Origin of the sequence: Mesorhizobium sp. M0500 (assembly GCF_040321165.1) — a bacterium.
GTDB lineage: Bacteria > Pseudomonadota > Alphaproteobacteria > Rhizobiales > Rhizobiaceae > Mesorhizobium.
The window spans coordinates 1-17,411 of record NZ_JAMYRB010000049.1 but is presented as its reverse complement, the minus strand read 5'-3'; the positions used below and the strand labels follow the sequence as shown (position 1 = coordinate 17,411).

Annotated in this window: 19 protein-coding genes and 1 pseudogene; 4 read left to right on the top strand and 16 right to left on the bottom strand. The window is 59.2% G+C overall.

Features of this window, described 5'->3' with window-relative positions:
- Positions 1 to 275: 275 nt before the first annotated feature.
- Positions 276 to 1,253 (bottom strand): transcriptional regulator FtrA, encoded by a 978-nt coding sequence (gene ftrA, locus NKI70_RS32900; RefSeq protein ID WP_352726266.1) that lies wholly within the window; start codon positions 1,251 to 1,253, stop codon positions 276 to 278.
- 91 nt (positions 1,254 to 1,344) lie between these two features.
- On the opposite strand from ftrA, the gene NKI70_RS32895 reads away from it, so the two are divergent.
- Positions 1,345 to 1,746, top strand: coding sequence for a rhodanese-like domain-containing protein (locus tag NKI70_RS32895; protein ID WP_352726263.1), 402 nt, complete (start codon positions 1,345 to 1,347; stop codon positions 1,744 to 1,746).
- A 201-nt stretch (positions 1,747 to 1,947) separates the two neighbouring features.
- On the opposite strand, the pseudogene NKI70_RS32890 reads toward NKI70_RS32895, so the two are convergent.
- Positions 1,948 to 2,228 (bottom strand): annotated as a pseudogene (locus NKI70_RS32890) (aminoglycoside phosphotransferase); the annotation flags it as partial.
- A 512-nt stretch (positions 2,229 to 2,740) separates the two neighbouring features.
- On the opposite strand from NKI70_RS32890, the gene NKI70_RS32885 reads away from it, so the two are divergent.
- Positions 2,741 to 3,163, top strand: coding sequence for a KTSC domain-containing protein (locus tag NKI70_RS32885; protein ID WP_352726261.1), 423 nt, complete (start codon positions 2,741 to 2,743; stop codon positions 3,161 to 3,163).
- A gap of 316 nt (positions 3,164 to 3,479) precedes the next feature.
- Here NKI70_RS32885 and NKI70_RS32880 read toward each other — a convergent pair whose 3' ends face one another.
- The gene (locus NKI70_RS32880) at positions 3,480 to 3,956 is read right to left on the bottom strand and encodes a hypothetical protein (protein WP_352726258.1); all 477 of its coding nucleotides are present in this window, start codon (positions 3,954 to 3,956) and stop codon (positions 3,480 to 3,482) included.
- 173 nt (positions 3,957 to 4,129) lie between these two features.
- Here NKI70_RS32880 and NKI70_RS32875 point away from each other — a divergent pair, with 173 nt between their 5' ends.
- Positions 4,130 to 4,483, top strand: a complete 354-nt coding sequence (locus NKI70_RS32875) for a hypothetical protein (RefSeq protein ID WP_352726256.1) — start codon at positions 4,130 to 4,132, stop codon at positions 4,481 to 4,483.
- A 401-nt stretch (positions 4,484 to 4,884) separates the two neighbouring features.
- On the opposite strand, the gene NKI70_RS32870 is transcribed toward NKI70_RS32875, so the two are convergent.
- The 7 genes from NKI70_RS32870 to NKI70_RS32840 form a co-directional block, all read right to left on the bottom strand.
- Positions 4,885 to 5,658 (bottom strand): AraC family transcriptional regulator, encoded by a 774-nt coding sequence (locus NKI70_RS32870; RefSeq protein WP_502894563.1) that lies wholly within the window; start codon positions 5,656 to 5,658, stop codon positions 4,885 to 4,887.
- A gap of 109 nt (positions 5,659 to 5,767) precedes the next feature.
- Positions 5,768 to 6,643: an NAD(P)-dependent oxidoreductase gene (locus NKI70_RS32865; protein ID WP_352456139.1), complete on the bottom strand. Its 876-nt coding sequence runs from the start codon at positions 6,641 to 6,643 to the stop codon at positions 5,768 to 5,770.
- Between the two features lie 79 nt (positions 6,644 to 6,722).
- Entirely contained in the window at positions 6,723 to 7,043 is a 321-nt protein-coding gene (locus NKI70_RS32860) for a putative quinol monooxygenase (RefSeq protein WP_352456140.1), read from the bottom strand.
- Between the two features lie 749 nt (positions 7,044 to 7,792).
- A complete protein-coding gene (locus NKI70_RS32855; RefSeq protein ID WP_352726252.1) occupies positions 7,793 to 8,038 on the bottom strand; it encodes a DUF982 domain-containing protein in 246 nt (81 codons plus the stop codon).
- A gap of 484 nt (positions 8,039 to 8,522) precedes the next feature.
- On the bottom strand, positions 8,523 to 8,765 hold the full coding sequence (locus NKI70_RS32850) for a DUF982 domain-containing protein (RefSeq protein WP_352458910.1): 243 nt from the start codon (positions 8,763 to 8,765) through the stop codon (positions 8,523 to 8,525).
- Between the two features lie 357 nt (positions 8,766 to 9,122).
- Positions 9,123 to 9,350, bottom strand: coding sequence for a hypothetical protein (locus NKI70_RS32845; RefSeq protein WP_352726249.1), 228 nt, complete (start codon positions 9,348 to 9,350; stop codon positions 9,123 to 9,125).
- A gap of 1,031 nt (positions 9,351 to 10,381) precedes the next feature.
- On the bottom strand, positions 10,382 to 10,558 hold the full coding sequence (locus NKI70_RS32840) for a hypothetical protein (RefSeq protein WP_352726247.1): 177 nt from the start codon (positions 10,556 to 10,558) through the stop codon (positions 10,382 to 10,384).
- A 258-nt stretch (positions 10,559 to 10,816) separates the two neighbouring features.
- Here NKI70_RS32840 and NKI70_RS32835 point away from each other — a divergent pair, with 258 nt between their 5' ends.
- Positions 10,817 to 11,455: a hypothetical protein gene (locus NKI70_RS32835; RefSeq protein ID WP_352726268.1), complete on the top strand. Its 639-nt coding sequence runs from the start codon at positions 10,817 to 10,819 to the stop codon at positions 11,453 to 11,455.
- 21 nt (positions 11,456 to 11,476) lie between these two features.
- Here NKI70_RS32835 and NKI70_RS32830 read toward each other — a convergent pair whose 3' ends face one another.
- The 6 genes from NKI70_RS32830 to NKI70_RS32805 form a co-directional block, all read right to left on the bottom strand.
- Positions 11,477 to 13,138, bottom strand: a complete 1,662-nt coding sequence (locus tag NKI70_RS32830) for a DNA polymerase/3'-5' exonuclease PolX (RefSeq protein WP_352726244.1) — start codon at positions 13,136 to 13,138, stop codon at positions 11,477 to 11,479.
- 107 nt (positions 13,139 to 13,245) lie between these two features.
- Positions 13,246 to 15,144: a DNA ligase D gene (ligD, locus tag NKI70_RS32825; protein WP_352726242.1), complete on the bottom strand. Its 1,899-nt coding sequence runs from the start codon at positions 15,142 to 15,144 to the stop codon at positions 13,246 to 13,248.
- A 489-nt stretch (positions 15,145 to 15,633) separates the two neighbouring features.
- Positions 15,634 to 15,873: a DUF982 domain-containing protein gene (locus NKI70_RS32820; protein WP_352625651.1), complete on the bottom strand. Its 240-nt coding sequence runs from the start codon at positions 15,871 to 15,873 to the stop codon at positions 15,634 to 15,636.
- A gap of 11 nt (positions 15,874 to 15,884) precedes the next feature.
- Complete coding sequence (locus tag NKI70_RS32815) at positions 15,885 to 16,127, bottom strand: DUF982 domain-containing protein (RefSeq protein ID WP_352726240.1); 243 nt, start codon at positions 16,125 to 16,127, stop codon at positions 15,885 to 15,887.
- An 8-nt stretch (positions 16,128 to 16,135) separates the two neighbouring features.
- Positions 16,136 to 16,381 (bottom strand): DUF982 domain-containing protein, encoded by a 246-nt coding sequence (locus NKI70_RS32810; RefSeq protein WP_352726238.1) that lies wholly within the window; start codon positions 16,379 to 16,381, stop codon positions 16,136 to 16,138.
- A 241-nt stretch (positions 16,382 to 16,622) separates the two neighbouring features.
- A complete protein-coding gene (locus NKI70_RS32805) occupies positions 16,623 to 16,871 on the bottom strand; it encodes a DUF982 domain-containing protein (protein ID WP_352531006.1) in 249 nt (82 codons plus the stop codon).
- Between the last annotated feature and the right edge of the window lie 540 nt (positions 16,872 to 17,411).

The window sequence follows — 17,411 nt, the reverse complement described above, 5'->3', positions numbered from 1 at the left end:
CGGCGATCAGGCCATTCGCCGGGTTGGCCTCTTTGAGAAAATAGTCGAAGGACAGGCGCTGGATGTCCGAGAGAAGCTCGTCGTTCTGCGGGTGGTCGCTCGATGCATCCATGGCAGTCGATATAGAGGGGTTCGCTGCGCTTCCCACCTTTTTGGTCGTCTTATCGCCTATGCGCCAGCCGCGAAACGCGTGCCCTCCCGTGCGAGCGGGTTCGTTCTGCGATCCCTTTCCGGACGTCGATGGACACAGATAGATGACCGAGCATTCGTCAAAATCATGATCGAACTGGCGTCGGACGGCCGAACTGCGTTTGATATTCCTTTGGGCTGATACCCGTGCGTTTGCGGAAGTGATGTCGCAGCGTATCCGCTGAACTCATGCCCACGGCCGCGGCGATCTCTTCGATGCTGTGGTGGCGACCAATCAGGAGCTGCTTCGCCTCCTCAAGGCGCTCGGATACCAGCCATTCGCCTGGAGGCGATCCCGTCGCTTGGGTGAAGCGTCGTATAAAGGTCCGCAAGCTCATGTGGCATTCCGATGCCATTCGCTCCAGCGTCCAAGCGCCGCCGAGTTCAGCCCTCATCTTGTCCAGCAGTGGCGCAACTTCTGACCCACGCCGTGTCGGAACAGGTCGTTCAAGGAATTGGGCCTGCCCACCGGTACGGTGCGCCGGCATTACAAGCCTTCGAGCCACGGAGTTCGCCGCATCAGCTCCAAAGTCCTGGCGAACGATCTCGATCAGAAGGTCAATGCCGGCGGCACTCCCGGCGGACGTAAACACGCGGCCATGCGAGCGGTAGAGCGAGGCATGGTCCACGACCAACTTTGGATACTGGCTGCGCAGTGCATCAGCGTAGCGCCAGTGCGTGGTCGCCGTTCCGCCATCGAGAAGGCCCGTAGCGGCCAGCACGAATGCACCCGAGCAGATCGACGCCAATCTTGCCCCTCTGTCATGGGCATGACGCAACCGCTGGACGAGAGTTTGAGGTACAGGTTCGTCGACCTCTTTCCATCCTGGAACGACGATAATATCGCCCTCATCGATTAATCCGATGCCATGATCCGGCATCAGCAACAAGCCACCATTCGCACGAAGGGGGCCTTCCTCGATGGCGCAGCTTGCGAACCGGTACCAGCTTTCACCCATTTCAGGTCGCGCCAAACCGAAGACTTCGGCGACTATGCCGAACTCAAAGGTGCAAAGACCATCGTAGAGAAGCGCGACAACGAGGGGGCCGTTCGTGTTTGGCATGATATACCCGTAGTATGTCATTCACGCCAATTGCAAGGTGATATCCTAGTCAGCCACATGGAGAGCGAACAAGAACAAAAAGGAGATCACCTTGTCCTCCGCCGTCACAACCGTTCCCGCTGCTCCGAGCGAAATCGCACGCGAACACTTCTCAGCCGAATTTACCTTCGAAACGGACTGTTGGGATGTTCATCATGCGCTGTCGCGCGAACCCGATTTCGTCCTCCTCGATGTCCGCAGCCCTTCGATGTTCGCCCAAGGTCATGTCCCCGGGGCCATCAACTTGCCCCATGGCAAGATTGTCCGCTCAAAGCTCGAGTGCTGGTCCGACCAAACCGTATTCGTCACCTACTGCGCCGGCCCTCACTGCAACGGTGCCGCCCGTGGGGCGCTTCGCCTTGCGGAGCTCGGTCGCCCGGTGAAGATCATGGCTGGCGGCGTTACGGGTTGGCTCGATGAAGGCTTCGAGTTGGCGAAAGGTTCAGACACGTGATCATTGCGATCCGAGTTGCATCGCCAGGCGATGCCGCTCAGCTTCATGAACTGATTGTGGAGCATGCAACGTTCGAACGGAGCGCCGCATCTTGCACTGTCCGAACTGGAGAACCTTCTTCGAGACCCAGCCCAGCCGGTCAAACTCCCCGTTGCCGAGCGCGATAAACAATTATTGGGCTATTCCGCCATTAGCCATCGATCAAAGGGCTCTAACTTCGGCGAGCCGCTTGATTGCGTAATCGTTTTCCAACAAACAGCGGCTTCCCAAGCGGCTGACGCCTGAGCGGCAATGTCATGAGCGGCTTCTTCGAGACCAGCCGCATTGTTAGGGTCGCCATGAACAACACATGTCCTGTGCCCGACGAGCCGCGACCACGCTGCCCTACATCGGGCAACGCCGTCGGGCGGCATCGCGGCAAGGTCGATCCTGGTTCCGGTCTCGGCTTGCAGGAGGTCGATTGACGAACGCCAGCCTGGTCGTACGCGGAGTTCGTGAGAAAGCTTAACGTCAGCGACATCGAAAATGCGATCACCGAGCGAAAGGTGCAAATGTCGCTCCGCTGACGCTTCAAAGCCAAGCCCGCGCACCGTCACCCATAAGAGCTTTAGCTATCGCATTGGCGGCATCGTCGCTGCGCCTTCGGAACGTCGAATAGGCCCACCCGGGGCGCTCGCACTCGATCTCGGCGCGGGTTTTCCCTTGTCTCATTTGCAAATGAGCGAAACCAAGCTGTCGCGCGCTCGCTTGTGGAGTGCGCCTTTCGGCCGCCATGCAAGGAAATCATCAACACTTATCCAATCAACCGGGTTTGTGTCGGCGCCTGGCGGACTGAATTGGACATACAGATGCAGTTCGTCAGGCACAAAGACGACTTTCCATGACCCCTTGATGTCATTGGCAAGGTTGTAGGCGAGGACGGTCAGGGCGGGGCACTCCTTTCGCGGTGGAGCGTGCCTATCTCACGGGAAAATTCCATCACCAGAAGTTAGTATTGACGCTCGCGCTTTCTCAGAAATCCAACGTCCGCGTGATGCCGAAAGGTGCAGCTAACTTTTGTGTATCTCGATTGGGAACACGGGACCGCCGCGAAAGTTCGGTGCACGCAGCGAATCCTCCCCTCCAGGTATTGCTGCAGATCGGTATCCCGATCGGCCCGCGCTCCCCGCAAGGGCGCGGGCCTCGGCCTGTGGTGCTCATGCCATCTACTTCGATCCGCAAGATGGAATATGATCTGGATAGAAGGACCCTCTCGGTGTGGTTTGTCGCCAGCGGTAAACGGTACGAGTTTGAGGGGGTACCGCCGGAAACCTTTGCCGCGTTCCGGGCCGCGTTCGCCAAGGGCCGCTATTTCAACGACCACATCCGCAACAATTTCCGCTACCGTCTGGTTGCGAGCGATAGCGACCCGGGATGACCTGACCTGCCGGCGGCTCAATCGTCCTGTCGCTCCAACCGGCGGTTGGTGGACGCGTTGCCGCTGTGGCGCTTAGGGTTGGTTACGGTCCGCGCTCACTTGGCAAGCCCACCCCCCGCATCCCCCCGCCTGGTGCAAAGCGTTTGATCGGTCCCGCCGTTCTGGCAGTGCGGCGGGACTTTTTTGCGCTCCAGGTGGAGCATCGGCGCGCGGGGAAGGCGCGGTGCACGCAGCACCCTTTTCTCATCCAACGTACGTCGGTGGCGCGCTGAAGGGTCTCAAACGTCGGTCTGCCGCCGGAGCTCAACTAGCTGGACTATTGCTCGACCGGAAGCGGCTGGTGCTGCGGCTCAGCGTGGTGGAAGACCTGTCCAAGATCGCGCGCGTCGAACGTTTGGCCGCAGACTGGGCAGTAGACCAAGTGCTTCGACTCGTCCTCTACCGGCCCGTCATGCGGCCTGCCCTCATAGCCTGTCGCGATGTTGTCGGTTCTAATCCGGGCAACGACAAGTGCCTTTCGTCGTTTTGGCGGCCGATACCTCTCCACCAACCGGACCTTGCCACGGTCGACCGTGACCAGCGGCCCGAGGTCGATCGTCACAGTGTCCTCGTCGATGCGCGTGACCTCGCCTTTTAGCTCGATTTGCTGGCCTCGGTTCACCTTAGTGTGGTCGATGATGGAATGCGGGAAGTCGTAACCTGGGATCGAGACGCTTACGCGGTCCTCTGTTGTCCGCCTTCGAACCGTGGCAGTAATCGCCACCTGGTCACCAATGCCTATTCCCCGAGCCATGCCATGGATTCTGGTGCGGGCAGCGTCTTCTTCAAGAGGCTTCTAATATACGCGCCATCCTAACGCTGACCTACGACCAGAGTTACAAAAGTTGAACTTCATCGGGGAATACTCCTTCTGTCTACCTGTTGGATTGCCAGGCGCGTCCCGCGCATTCAGACAGGCGAAAGAAGATGAAACGCATCCTTTTGGCTTCGGCCGTGCTGGCGGTGTCGGCCGGGCTTTCCTTTGCCCAGACGACGAGCGGAACTTCGAGCGGAACCTCGACGAGCGGAACCTCGACCACGACAACCATGCCCAGCACGACGGATCAGGGCACCGGCACGACGGGCAGCGGGACCAACATGTCCGGCGATCAGGGCACCGACACGACCACCACCAGCGGCACCACAAATCCGAACTCGGCCAGGGACTGCGCGCCCGGCCAGCAGACTGGCAGCGCTCAGCAGGCGGCGCCAGGTCAGCAGGACACGACAGCCAACACCGCCGCGCCAGGCCAGGTGAAAAAGACCGACGAAGGTTGCTGATTGGCACATCGGCACAGGTTGGAATCACCAGCGTTTGGCTGGCCAGTCTCCCCCGACCACCGCCTGAACTCAACTCGGCTGGCGAGCAAGTTGCCGCCAGCCGAGCATCAGTCCAGGAACATTTGCGCTTGCTTGTGCTTTCAGTGGGGCACGCCTGGCTACTGTTTGCTTTCGGTCAGATAGATATCCGTCTGCTCGCGCATCTTGCCTGAAGGGAGCTGCGGCCGCGCTCAGAGGAGAGGCTAACAGGTGATTTCGATCGACGCGCTGTATTGCCGATAGTGCTAGAGCGATTCGAACCCTACATCGGACAACGTCTTCGGGGTTGATCGTTGCGGCCGGCTTTGCAGTGGTTCCGGAGGAACGGAGCTTCCGCCGCGTTGCCCGGCGGGCTCGACCCACTACTGACTTCTGCGAGCCAAAGCCGGCGATCTCAACTCGTAGAAGTGAGCGGACCGTCTCGCCAGCTCGCAAAATTCCGTTGGTGTCAGACCTGTAAAACGGCGGAACTCATGAACGGCCTGCGATTGATCAAAGTAGGCCTCATCGACAAGCTGCGTAAATTTCTCGTTCGGATCTTGCAATATCGCTTTGATAGTTCGTCTCAACCGCGCAAGTTGGCGAAAGCGGACCGGCGAATTTGCCGTTGCTCTCCTGAAACGGTTCTCAAGCTGTCTCTCGCTCAGTCCCACAAGATCGCAGATTTTGGAGATCGATGATGTTCCCGTCTCGAGAAGTCGGAAGGCGGCATCGAGGGTGCGCCGCTCTGCTCGGGGATTGAGACGTTGCTGTAGAAAATGGTTCAGCAGGTGGACCCGCGTGCTGTCAAGCGCCGTGGTTACGATTTGCTCCGTCAGACGCGTTGCCTCTTGTCCCCAGATCACCTCGAGTGGAACAATTCTGTCTGCAAGTTCGGAAACAGGTACTCCCAGCAGATGTTCTGCCATGCCCGCCCGAATACGGACAGCAAGAAAGCGAAATCCCGGCACGGCCTTTGGGTGAATGGGCTGGCTACGGCAGCACAAAACATGGGCCCGCGGCGGCTGTTTCCCGTTAAGCAGAAAGCCTCGTGCAACGTGAAAGAATATCTCAGCTCCGCCTGGGCTTGGCCAGAACGGCATAAATTCGATGTTTTCGCCAGGATTGGTCTCACGTGACCAGTAGCGATCAACCACGTGACCTATCGATTCGATCGGTCGATAGGATATACTCAGCATCCAAGCCTCTCAAAATCCATGACTTATCTGTTACGCCACTTCTGCAGTCGCCCATCGCATACATAGATTATCTTGGCTCAGTGTACAGGCGCACGATGCTGGTTATGTTGTCATCGCCCATGCCGCGATCAATCCCATGCTGGAAGACCTCGCGGGCCGCAATAGTCAGAGGCATATGCTGTGAGCAGTCCGCGCCCGCCATAGCGATTGCATATGCAAGGTCTTTGTCCATGAGTTCTACTGGAAACAAGGGTGCGAACGTGCCCGCGCGCATGGAGGCTGCCATCGTTTTCGCCGCTGGGCTGCTGGCGGGCGTCGTGCCAATAATCTCGACGGCTCGATCGACATCGGCGCCCAGCCGCTGCAGCAGGCCAATGAGTTCGGCCATTGCGCCAACCTGGATAGCGAGAAGAGAGTTGACGGAGAGCTTCACCATGGCGCCTGCCCCGACCGGCCCAGCGTGATGTACTGCTGTCCCCATGGCTTTGAGCAGCGGTTCTGTTCGCGCAAGGACGTCCTTCTCGCCGCCGACGATATAGATCAGCTGGGCCGCCTCCGCTTGTGGGCGCCCGCCTGCCACCGGTGCCTCAAGGAAGGCGACGCCCCGAGCCGATGCGGCTTTGGCGAGCTCGCCGATCCAAACCGGCGTCAGTGTCGAGCTCTCGATCGCCACCGCGCCCGCCTTGAGCCCAGCAAGTGCCCCCGTGTCCTCGTCGAGCCATATTTTCCGTGATGCAATGCCGTCTCGAACCATGGCGATCACGAAATCTGCTTCTGCCGCGGCCTCTCGCGGCGTGCCGGCGAGACGTGCTCCTGTGGAAATGAGCGAATGCGCCGCCTCCTTTGACCGGTTCCACACCGTCAAGCGGTGCCCTGCCTTGAGCAGATTGGCTGCCATGCGCGACCCCATCGCTCCAAGTCCTAGAACTGCCACTTCAGCCATCGGAAATCCTTTCCGTCCGTCGTAGGTTGTATGAAGAGCCAATCCAGTTGTGTGGTCGACAGCTAAATGGCGAACACGCTTAGATCGCGTGGCTGTCGGCTGGCACAGCTATGTATTCGGCAAAAACCACGAACGCGGCTGCCGCAGGCGGCTCTCTAAGTAGATCATTGAACACGGATAGCGCATTGCGCACATGGGGAGAGGCCATATGAGACTCCCAAGCCGCATGATCGCGGTATTGTTCCACGACATAAAAATGCGTGGTGTCGGACGTGCTCTGAGCGGCGTGATACGACACCGCGCCCGACTCAGCGGATGTCTGCCGCGTGAGATCGATGAGGATGTCACGGACTTGATCGACGGTCTCGGCCCGAGCGAGAAGATTCGCGATGAACATCATTAGCAGACCCTTGTTGATGCTGGAATGCTAGCTCGGCGAAGCTGCGTCGCATTGTAGAAATGCGAAATGGCAGCGAAATCACGCGTGGCTCCGGACGCGTCCGCAACATTGTAGATCCACCGGCCTGCTGCGGCTCGGGATCAGCACCGACGCTGCACGTGCCAAACAACAGGAGGAAGGCCGGAAGCTGAGCCAGACTCTCTTTAACGGGTTCGCCGTTGACGGGATCCTGTAGAATTCGCGGCTGACCGGAGCGGAATGCGTGGCGGTCTACGACCGCGCCGTTGACGGCAGGCTCAGGGCCCGACGGGCCACGGCGCTCACGCGGAACTCGTGCCGGCGCTAAGGCAGCTGAACGTCCGGGTTATCCGTGGCGACATTGCGTAAGGGGCCGTCGGGCTATCTCTAGGTTGCCCCCTGCCCGACGCTAGGTCCCACCCATCGCACAGTACCGATGGTCATGTAGACCGCGGCCCCACGACTTGCCCCAGTTACTTGAAGGTAGTCCGCGAGTTGGCTGGGTGCTGCCACGGCTTGGATGGAAGAGGTCGGAGCCCGCAACGGGGAAGGTTCGTTACCTACAGCAGGGCAGCGGATACGGGCCTCTTCAATCAGGGCTGGAAGGACAGTGCCGATGCGATCTTTCCATACCGACGGCACTGTTCCCAAGGGACCGATCGCCTTAGTCGAGGTGCAAGGTTACGTAACGTACACCGGAGGGGAGAACCAATGGGTTACCACGACACCTCCTACTCAGGGGAGAGATACACGTTGGCCTCCTTAGCGGCAGCCTCAAAGGCCTTTCGTATTATGTGGGGGTCAATCGAATCGCTCTCCAAGGCTGACAGGCAGAGGGTCACCGCCTTATGCCAGCGAGGCCCTCGCCGGGTCCACATTTTGAGCTGCTCAAGGGCTTCCTTCGCATTGTTGCAGCCATGCCTGACACCGGTTTCAGTCTTCACGAACACCGGAGGGACGAACCAGATGGGCGCCATGATACCTCCTACTCAGGGGAGAGATACACGTTGGCCTCCTTGGCAGCCGCCTCAAAGGCTTCACGGACCTCATGGGGGACATCCTGCCCTCGAACGCGTCGACGCAGGATTGGACCGCCTTCGTCCACCTCGGGCCCTTTGTGTCCCATGCCAGGAGTTCCTCGGCGGCTCCCTCGACGTGGCTGACCCCATTGCGAATGCCCGGACGTTTCGTCTTCACGTAGACCGGTGGAGAGAACCAGAGAGGACCCATAAGGGGGAACTTAGAGCGGCAAGAGCCCGCCGACCAACCCCGCTTTAGCCGCAGCTAAGGGAACGATGTAGGCCCACGCGGGTTTAGAGGTGGCAGCGGGATTCTTCGTGGATGTGCAGCCGCTGTGGGGGGGTCCGTCGCCTCTCCCTCACCGGCGGCGGACTCCTTTCGCGAAGGCGGTGTTGGTAATAGACACCTAGAAGCTTATACCGCATCCAATTTAGCTAGTTCTCATTGGGGGAGTAATGTCCCCTCCTCTTTTGCAGCAGCCAGGAATGCCTTGCGGGCCTCCTCAGGTTCCATCTCGTCGAAAATCACGGCCATGCAAACGCGCACCGCGAGGTCCCAGCAAGGGCCACGCTTGGTCCACTTCATCAGCTCCTCGCCGGCAGTCTCGGCGTTGTTGACGTTGTGGATGATCCCGGGACGCTCGGACTTGACCGGGACCGGAGGGTTGAACCAGTGGAGAGCCATGCGGTCACTCTTTGTCGGCCCGATCAAGTTCCTCCAGCAAATACTTTTGCTCAGCCCAGTTCCCGTTCTACAGGCAGAGTGAGCAGGTTGCGAAGGTAATTGCGGATTACTCCTCTAGCTATTGAAAATGGCGCAGGACGGCGCGCTTTCGTTGCGATGTGCCACAGTGACTGAAGTTGGCTGACAGCTACTCGCGACAGTCGAAAGCCACGCAGAGGCATGGCAGTTGCTGCCTCGACGATCGCCTCGGTTAGTTCTTCGTCGGAGGCCACCAAGCAAGGCGCAGCCTCCCGAGCTTCGCGTAGTGCAGCTTTGATCGAGACCGTGTCGCCACGGTCCGCCCTGTTGAGGAGGCGGTTATTCGCGAAGATCGAACCCGACGAACAGGCCAAAGGCTGGGGCAACATTGACAATAAGCTCCACCAGCTCGCAGTCAGTTTCCGCCAGATATGGCCCGTTTCGGCGCACCGCTGCAATAGTCTCTTTGACGGAGATGATTTGGCCGCGACGGGCTTGTAGGATCAGCTCGTGAACAAGGTGTTTGGCAGTCACTTTGTCGGGTCGGCAGTTCGTCCAAACGTTCATACAAGGCCTCCCACCTCAGCGAGAACCCAAGGGAACATTCATGATCCTCTGTCGAGAAAAATCAAGAAGAATGTTTGATAACTTCTGAGTGGGAATCAGGGGGACAAGCCACGAAGCGAGCCTCTATACTCTTTGACCTGACGCTCAGCCAGCCGGCTAGGGACCTTCTTCCGTCGGGCCCTGTTTGGCCCGATCAATAGCCGCAAGTAATGACTGTAGGGTTGGCGGCAGTTCTGGTTCGACCTCCAGATTTAAGAATGTTTGTACGTGATGACGATAGCCTTCGGAACGGATCAGTTTCCGAAACGCTTCGGAGACAGACTGATGGTCTGCTTTGTTGCTCGTTGTCATGTTCGGGAAGTCCGTCCCAATGAGCCGCAACTCGCCCGCAACGAATGGGTTCCATCAGGAGATCGGAATATTTGGCTGAATTTTCTGAGCGGGAGATCGGATAACTGGCTCGCGCGAAGACCCCCCGTGCCCCCTTCGTTTGCCGCAGCATTAATCCTCGCTCTTTGAACTGAAGATTCATGTCGATCTGGCGTCGGTGTTGCACATCGTGAATCTTGGAATGCTTCTGTCCAATGTTTGCTCACAGCGGGTTGACACTACGGCGATACAACGGCCGCGCTTGTCCGCGTACGGAAGATGCAAGCGCAGTTTGAACAGCCCAAGGGCGCGGCGCTGTCCAGCCAGATAAAGGGCGGACGAACGGATAAGCGGGAGTCCGACGGCTAGGGCACGAGTCCAGCCTAGTGCGTCGCTGGCGTCTTCGGACTACTGGTGAAGCGACGGCGCCTACTCCACCGCAACCATGTCGCCCAGTTCTGTCACGACGCTCTATCTGTCAAGACATAGCGTGCCGGCGAAGGTCCGCCCTCGCGACAGGGATTCGTTCTAGGCCGATCGGTCGGCAACGCGACCGGCCAGATGAGCGAGAGCTTACCCTCGGGTGTTGGTCTCGACCCGGCTCGCACAGGCTGTGAAGGGACATCTCCAAACACTCATCGACGGTCGTCGATCACTGCCGACTACGAGTCGAGGTCGTATGGCTCGTGGCCTAGCTCGTTGTGATGAAGCGCCGCTGCCATACACCTGATGTCGAACGCCTGGCCGCACGCCGGGCAGAGGACGAAATACTCCTCCTCCCGAAGTGGCGATGCATCGTGGTCTTGGGGGATGACGATGTCATTGTTTTCATCGGGCATTGGGTCCTCCGGCAACGCCGCCCGCCATGCTGGAACGCCTGCCGGCAGGATTTGTTTCAAAGTTACTGCGCTTAACAAGGAGGCCCGGAACGGGTGAAGCACAATGTCGGTAAGCGCAAGGCGACGACAATCAGCGGCCCCGCTAACAATCGTGGTTGCGCCTTTGGGCATCGTGGTTCAGACCGCTGGCGGATTAGAACTCTGTCGGCTTTGCGATCGGCTCATCGCTGCCGAAAATCAGTGACCTATATAAGGGGCATGTCCACGCGCCGAAAAACCAATGCAACAGCGAAGCTGATTGGAGGATGGCCTTTAACCCCGGCTGCAACGCTTGGATCGTCCGTCAGAGCGACGGGTATTTTTCTCGAAATACGCGCCCGCCTTCCAACGGAGTTCAGGAAACTGCTCCATATCGAGTCCCGCGTGCTTACCCTGCGCCTGTCTGAGGGCGCCGAGAATGATGTGCAGGTGGTATTCGGGATCGTATCCAAAGCACTGCAGAATATCGAAGACCTGCCCGTAATCCCCCGTGAAATCGAGGACATTCTGACGATCTCGACGGCCGAACGGCACCGCTGGCTGAAAGATGGTCGCTTGCAGAGCGCCGGGACGAAAACGGTGAAACTTCGCGGGCGGGCAAGGAAAATCACCTTTCACGTGTTCGACCCGCAGCACGTGGAGGATGTGCTTGACCGCGACCTGGTTACGGTCTGGCGCGAACAGGACGCAGTGACAGCTGCAGAGAATAGGCGGCGAGCCGCGGGGAGGGCCGCTATGAAACGCGCTCAAAGAAGCGGTCGCGGAACTGCAGCTTCAGCTGGTTATGGGCCCGATGAGAACTCGCACTCCAGTTTGCGCGGCTGGGAAGATTTTGAGAAGGACGGACTCCTGCGCTGATAGGCCGGGCGCACAAGCAGGTTAGGACGTTTGCCTGCGCCGTGCGAGATGCGCAAGGAGGGCCGTCAAACGCATCGCGTTCAGGACCCGCTTCGCAGGGACACCGCCCTTGCGCGCCATCTCGACACCCCAATGCATGTGGTCGAGCTCGCGGATCGAATGAGCGTCCGGATTGATGCTGAAGATGCAGCCCTGATCGAGTGCCTTTTGATGCCAGCGCCAGTCGAGGTCGAGTCGCCACGGATGTGCGTTGATTTCGACAGCGACGCCGTGTTTCGCACACGCTTTAAGGACTTTGTCGACGTCGAGATCATAACCGGGCCGGCGCAACAGCTGGCGACCGGTCATGTGCCCGATGATTGTTGTCCGAGGATTTCCGATCGCCTCAATGATACGCTCCGTCTGTTCCTTCTTGGGCAACTTGAAGCGGCTGTGCACGCTCGCGACGACGAAATCGAACGTCTCCAAGATATCATTCGGGTAATCGAGCGAGCCATCCGCCAGGATGTCCGCCTCGATGCCCTTCAGTATGCGAAATTTTCCATTGTATGCCTTGTTCAGCCGGTCAGCTTCGCGGTGCTGTTCAGCAATCTCCTGCAACGAAAGGCCGCCTGCGTAGTGAGCGGACTGCGAATGATCGGCGACACCATAGTAGTCGAAACCGCGCTTGCGCGTGGCTTCAGCCATTGCCTCAAGCGTTTCGGTGCCATCGGATGCGGTCGTGTGAGAATGCAGGATGCCATGCAGATCTTCATCCCGAATGAGGGCGGGTAGCTTCTGCTTTGCCGCTCGCTCAATCTCGTCGCTGCTTTCGCGCAATTCAGGCTCGATAAACTGCAAGTCTAGAGCTTGGTAGATTTCTTCTTCTGTCGCTGACGCGATCAGCTTTCTCCCGCGATGAAGCCCGTCGGCGTCTAGGGTGAACCCCTTGTCGGCCGCGAACGTCTTCAATTGCTCGAGGTGGTCTGCCGAACCGGTTGCTTCGAGCAGGCTCGCGCCAAAGTGCTTCCGGTCCGTGACAACAAGCCTGAGGGTCGTATCCTCAATACCAGTCGACTTTAAGCCCTGCGCTACCAGAACGAAGTCGGAAACGAGCTCGCAACCGCGCCGGAAGTCGCCTGCAATTTCGACGCGAGAAAACTCTGGATGCTGTTGCTTCACCGATATGACCGCATGGTGGAGAAGAGCGGCGGCCTTGTGCAGGTGAAGTTGCGTTTTGCCGCTTCGCACGATGGCCAGGTTCTGCAGAAGCTTTGTCTGAAGCGCGGCGCCGAGGCCTTTGACCGGGCGGATGCGGTCTTCTCTTGCTGCGGCCTCGAGCTCCGCCAGCGAGTTCACGCCGAGCGCCTGATGAAGCTTCATTATCTTATCGGGACGAAGCCCGGGTATGGCAAACAGCTCCATCACGCCCGCTGGAACATCCTCGCGCAGCTTCTCAAGGCTCGGGTGCGTGCCGGTTTGGTAAAGCTTGGTCACGATGTCTGCGATCGCGTCGCCGATCCCCGGGATCTTGGTGAGGGCGCCGGCGGCGATGATCCGATCAAGCGGCTGCGACAGCGCCGTCAGACTGTCTGCCGCGCGCAAGTAAGCCTTTGTGCGATAGGGATTGTCGCCGCGCATAGACGCCCGTTGCGCGTATTCCCTCAAAAGACTGGCGACGGTCCTCGGATCGATTTTTGCCATGGCTTCAGCCAAACGAGGCCGATCTCCGCAGGTTCCAATCAGGCAAGACCATGAGCGCCGCGTTGCCCTTTAAATCCCGGCTTTACTGCCTCTTCCCGCGTCGGACGCTACAGATTGGGCAAGGATTGGTCAGCGCGACCCCATCCCGCCAGAGCTTTGGAGGCTGCGCGTTTCTTTAATTCAGGAGCATCGCCCACGTGGAAATGAGAGGGCGCATCTATTGTCTTCATCTCCGCCCACGTGATCGGTGCCGCGACAGGAGCGCCCGGACGTGATCTTGCGCTGTAGGGCATGATCGCGGTCGCCCCGCGCTGATTGCGCAGATAGTCCACAAAGATGCGACCCTTGCGGCGCGCCTTTGACAACACAGCCGTGAAATGGGCCGGATCGCTCTGGGCGACCGCCTGCGCCAGGCGAGACGCGAAGTCCTTCACCTCTGGCCACTCGGCGCCAGGGGTGAGGGGCGCGATGACGTGCACTCCTTTGCCTCCCGTCAGCATCGGGAAAGTCGTAAGCCCCAGAGATTTAAGGATAGCGCGGAACTGAAAGGCAGCGGCGCGGACGGCCTCAAAATCGAGGCCTTCATCGGGGTCGAGGTCGAACACGAGGCGGTCGGCCTTTTCGACATCCTCGATCCGAGCCCCCCATCCATGCAGCTCGATCGTTCCCATCTGGACGCAAGTCATCAGTCCGTCGGCATCGTCGACATAGAGATATGGTTCCTCGTGCCCGTCCTTCTCCGTGATGCCTACGTGGTGGACTTTGTCGCCAAAGCTGCCGGCGTCGTGTTTCTGGAAGAAGCACTTCTTCGCGCGGCCCTGTGGGCATCGAACCAGACTGATCGGCCGGCTGCCAACCCAAGGAAGCATGATCGCCGCGACCGCTGCGTAATGGTCGGCAAGCTGTCCCTTGGTGATGTTGGACTCCGGATAGATGACGCGGTCACGGTTACTTATCGCGATGGCGGTTGTCGCAAACGCGGCGAGATCGGCTGCATGACGTTCCGTCTCGAGCACGACCGCCTCCGGCTTCTTGTCTTCGCGGAGACCAAGGTAGCTCGGATGTCGTAACGTCCCTTCATTTGTCATTTCGGTGAAGGCAATCTCAGCGACCAGTTTCGGACGGAGCCAGTGTGCGCCGCGCACTTCGGCGCGTGGTGCGTCGACGGTGGCGGCCTTCTGCTCAAGCGGCGCCATGATCTTCAAGAGACGAAGAAGTTCAGCGGTATCGAAGCCGGTGCCGACTTTCCCGGCGTAACGCAGCTTGCCGCGGTCATAAACGCCAAGGATCAAGGACCGAAACGCGCGGACCTTGTCGGACGGCGTCCAGCCGACAATCACAAATTCCTGCCGCCTGATGCATTTGATCTTCAGCCAGCTTGCGCCGCGGGCTCCCACATAACTCGAGTCCGCGAGCTTTGAAATGACGCCCTCAAGACCGGCAGCGCAGAAGCGATCGAGCAGCTCTTCTCCGCGGCCGAGGATATGGTCGGAGTAGCGAAGGACGGGATTTTTCGCGGGCAAGATCGCCTCCAGGTTCGCCTTACGCTCAACAAGAGGAAGCCTTGTCAGATCCTCGCCGTCGAGCTGCAGCAGATCGAACGCATAAAAGTCGATAGTCGCCGGGGCACCCTTCAATGCATTCTGAAGCGCCTGGAAGTTAGATCTTCCTTCCACATCGACAACCACGGCCTCGCCGTCAATCAGGGCTGAGCGCACCTTGAGCTTGCGAGCCTCGGAGAGGATCGAGGGAAAACGGCTAGACCAGTCCAGACCAGATCGTGTGTACGCTCGCGCTTCGCCGCCGCCGACGGCAACGAGAATACGATAGCCGTCGTATTTCATCTCATGGATCCAACGATCGCCGGCAGGGACCGTGTCCACGAGCGTTGCGAGCTGGACCGGCCGGAAAGCGGGCGGCGCTAAAGTGACCTCGTCACGAGCGGGCGACTTCGCTTGACTAGCGCTCGACGCATTGATTGCCTTACGCGACGTTGGCTTGACCACTCTGACCTAAACCATACTCAGAGACGAAACAGCGTTATCCGCCGTCCAACGCGCGACTACTTCTTTAGTTTCGCTGCCGGCCGTGTTGAGCTTTTCGCGATCATTGCCGACCCGCTTGATTAGCGCCTCGGCCTGAGGCCGTGCTTCCTGCCTCCGGCCCTTCCATTCCCGATTTTCGCGCACAGCTCACAGGCAATAATCAAGAGCAGGAACGTGCCCTCAAATGCCGCCACAGCGTATCCGGTTTCTGCCATCGGCTTTCGAAGCCTGACATTCCGGTTCCGGTCCCCCTACCTCAACGTGCCCCATTGACGCCAAGTACCTCGCCCAGAGCAGCTCCGATACCAGTTTCAAGAAGTGCAAAATGCCCATGAATGCGCCGACCAGAGTCAATGCTCTCGTATCCGGGTCTATTTCGAGCAGCGCGGACTTGGTCAGCATTAGACAGCCTAACGGGTCCTTCCCAACATAGCCATGGGCACCGGCCTGCTACTCACGGAGCACCCCCTCCTCCTTGGCAGCAGCCTCGAAAGCCTGACGGACCTCTTCCGGAGTCACACGGTCCTGAAAGGCGTCGGCGCACAGTTGCACAGCCTTCCTCCACTTAGGTCCCATCTTGGTCCATTTCATGAGTTCCTCGGCGGCACCCTCGACATTGTTACACCCGTAGGTGACCCCAGGTCGGTCGGTCTTGACGTACACCGGAGGGGAGAACCAATGGGTTGCCATGACACCTCCTCCTACTGGGAAAGATACATCTTGGCTTCCTTGGCGGCAGCCTCGAAGGCCTTTCGGACCACCTGAGGGTCAATCGGATCGCCCTCCAAGGCTGACAGGCAGAGGGTCGCCGCCTTGTGCCAGCGAGGCCCTCGCCGGGTCCACATCTTGAGCTGCTCAAGGGCTTCCTTCGCATTGTTGCAGCCATGCCTGACACCGGTTTCAGTCTTCACGAACACCGGAGGGACGAACCAATGGGTTGCCATGATACCTCCTACTCAGGGGAGAGATACATGTTGGCCTCCTTGGCAGCCGCCTCAAAGGCTTCACGGACCTCTTGGGGGGAGGCGCTTCCCTCGAACGCATCCACGCAGGATTGGACCGCCTTGGTCCACTTCGGGCCCTTTGTGTCCCACGCCATGAGTTCCTCGGCGGCTCCCTCGACGTGGCTGACCCCATTGCGAATGCCCGGACGTTTCGTCTTCACGTAAACCGGTGGAGAGAACCAGAGAGGGCCCATAAGGGGGAACTTAGAGCGGCAAGAGCCCGCCGACCAACCCCGCTTTAGCCGCAGCTAAGGGAACGATGTAGGCCCTCGCGGGTTTAGAGGTGGCAGCGGGATTCTTCGTGGATGTGCAGCCGCTGTGGGGGGGTCCGTCGCCTCTCCCTCACTGGCGGCGGGCTCCTTTCGCGCGAAGGCGGTGTTGGTAATAGACACCTAGAAGCTTATACCGCAATCCAATTTAGCTAATTGTCTTTAGCTAATTGTCATTGGGGACTAATGTCCCCTCCTCTTTTGCAGCAGCCAGGAATGCCTTGCGGGCCTCCTCAGCTTCCATCTCGTCGAATATCACGGCCATGCAAACGCGCACCGCGAGGTCCCAGCAAGGGCCACGCTTGGTCCACTTCATCAGCTCCTCGCCGGCTGTCTCGGCGTTGTTGACGTTGCGGATGATCCCGGGACGCTCGGTCTTGACGGGGACCGGAGGGTTGAACCAGTGGAGAGCCATACGTCACTCTTTGTCGGCCCGATCAATTTCCTCCAGCAAATACTTTTGCTCAGCCCAGTTCCCGTTCTACAGGCAGAGTGAGCAGGTTGCGAAGGTAATTGCGGATTACCTCCTCTAGCTATTGAAAATGGCGCAGGACGGCGCGCTTTCGTTGCGATGTGCCACAGTGACTGAAGTTGGCTGACAGCTACTCGCGAGAGTCGAAAGCCACGCAGAGGCCCATGGCAGTTGCTGCCTCGACGATCGCCTCGGTTAGTTCTTCGTCGGAGGCCACCAAATAAGGCGCAGCCTCCCGAGCTTCGCGTAGTGCCGCTTTCATCGAGACCGTGTCGCGACGGTCCGCCCTGTTGAGGAGTACAGTGATTGCTTGCTCTAGAAGCGGACCTACCCTTTGCGCGACGCTCATCCAGCCCCCCAGGGACACGCTCTCTACTCCCTACCTGAGCGGCATCAAGGTAAGCGCTGTTGTGGGACCACCTTTCGGGAGTGGTCGCGATCTGTGAGGTTGCCGATCCTGTATTGGGATCGGAGATCGGCTTG

Bases quoted from the DNA above. Each gene is read 5' to 3' on its own strand.
- NKI70_RS32880 (WP_352726258.1), bottom strand. From the start codon at position 3,956: ATGGCTCGGGGAATAGGCATTGGTGACCAGGTGGCGATTACTGCCACG.
- NKI70_RS32840 (WP_352726247.1), bottom strand. From the start codon at position 10,558: ATGCCCGATGAAAACAATGACATCGTCATCCCCCAAGACCACGATGCA.
- NKI70_RS32875 (WP_352726256.1), top strand. From the start codon at position 4,130: ATGAAACGCATCCTTTTGGCTTCGGCCGTGCTGGCGGTGTCGGCCGGG.
- NKI70_RS32835 (WP_352726268.1), top strand. From the start codon at position 10,817: ATGTCCACGCGCCGAAAAACCAATGCAACAGCGAAGCTGATTGGAGGA.
- NKI70_RS32855 (WP_352726252.1), bottom strand. From the start codon at position 8,038: ATGGCGCCCATCTGGTTCGTCCCTCCGGTGTTCGTGAAGACTGAAACC.
- NKI70_RS32860 (WP_352456140.1), bottom strand. From the start codon at position 7,043: ATGATGTTCATCGCGAATCTTCTCGCTCGGGCCGAGACCGTCGATCAA.
- NKI70_RS32850 (WP_352458910.1), bottom strand. From the start codon at position 8,765: ATGGCTCTCCACTGGTTCAACCCTCCGGTCCCGGTCAAGTCCGAGCGT.
- NKI70_RS32865 (WP_352456139.1), bottom strand. From the start codon at position 6,643: ATGGCTGAAGTGGCAGTTCTAGGACTTGGAGCGATGGGGTCGCGCATG.
- ftrA (WP_352726266.1), bottom strand. From the start codon at position 1,253: ATGCCAAACACGAACGGCCCCCTCGTTGTCGCGCTTCTCTACGATGGT.
- NKI70_RS32805 (WP_352531006.1), bottom strand. From the start codon at position 16,871: ATGGCTCTCCACTGGTTCAACCCTCCGGTCCCCGTCAAGACCGAGCGT.
- NKI70_RS32815 (WP_352726240.1), bottom strand. From the start codon at position 16,127: ATGGCAACCCATTGGTTCGTCCCTCCGGTGTTCGTGAAGACTGAAACC.
- NKI70_RS32820 (WP_352625651.1), bottom strand. From the start codon at position 15,873: ATGGCAACCCATTGGTTCTCCCCTCCGGTGTACGTCAAGACCGACCGA.
- NKI70_RS32845 (WP_352726249.1), bottom strand. From the start codon at position 9,350: ATGAACGTTTGGACGAACTGCCGACCCGACAAAGTGACTGCCAAACAC.
- NKI70_RS32810 (WP_352726238.1), bottom strand. From the start codon at position 16,381: ATGGGCCCTCTCTGGTTCTCTCCACCGGTTTACGTGAAGACGAAACGT.
- NKI70_RS32830 (WP_352726244.1), bottom strand. From the start codon at position 13,138: ATGGCAAAAATCGATCCGAGGACCGTCGCCAGTCTTTTGAGGGAATAC.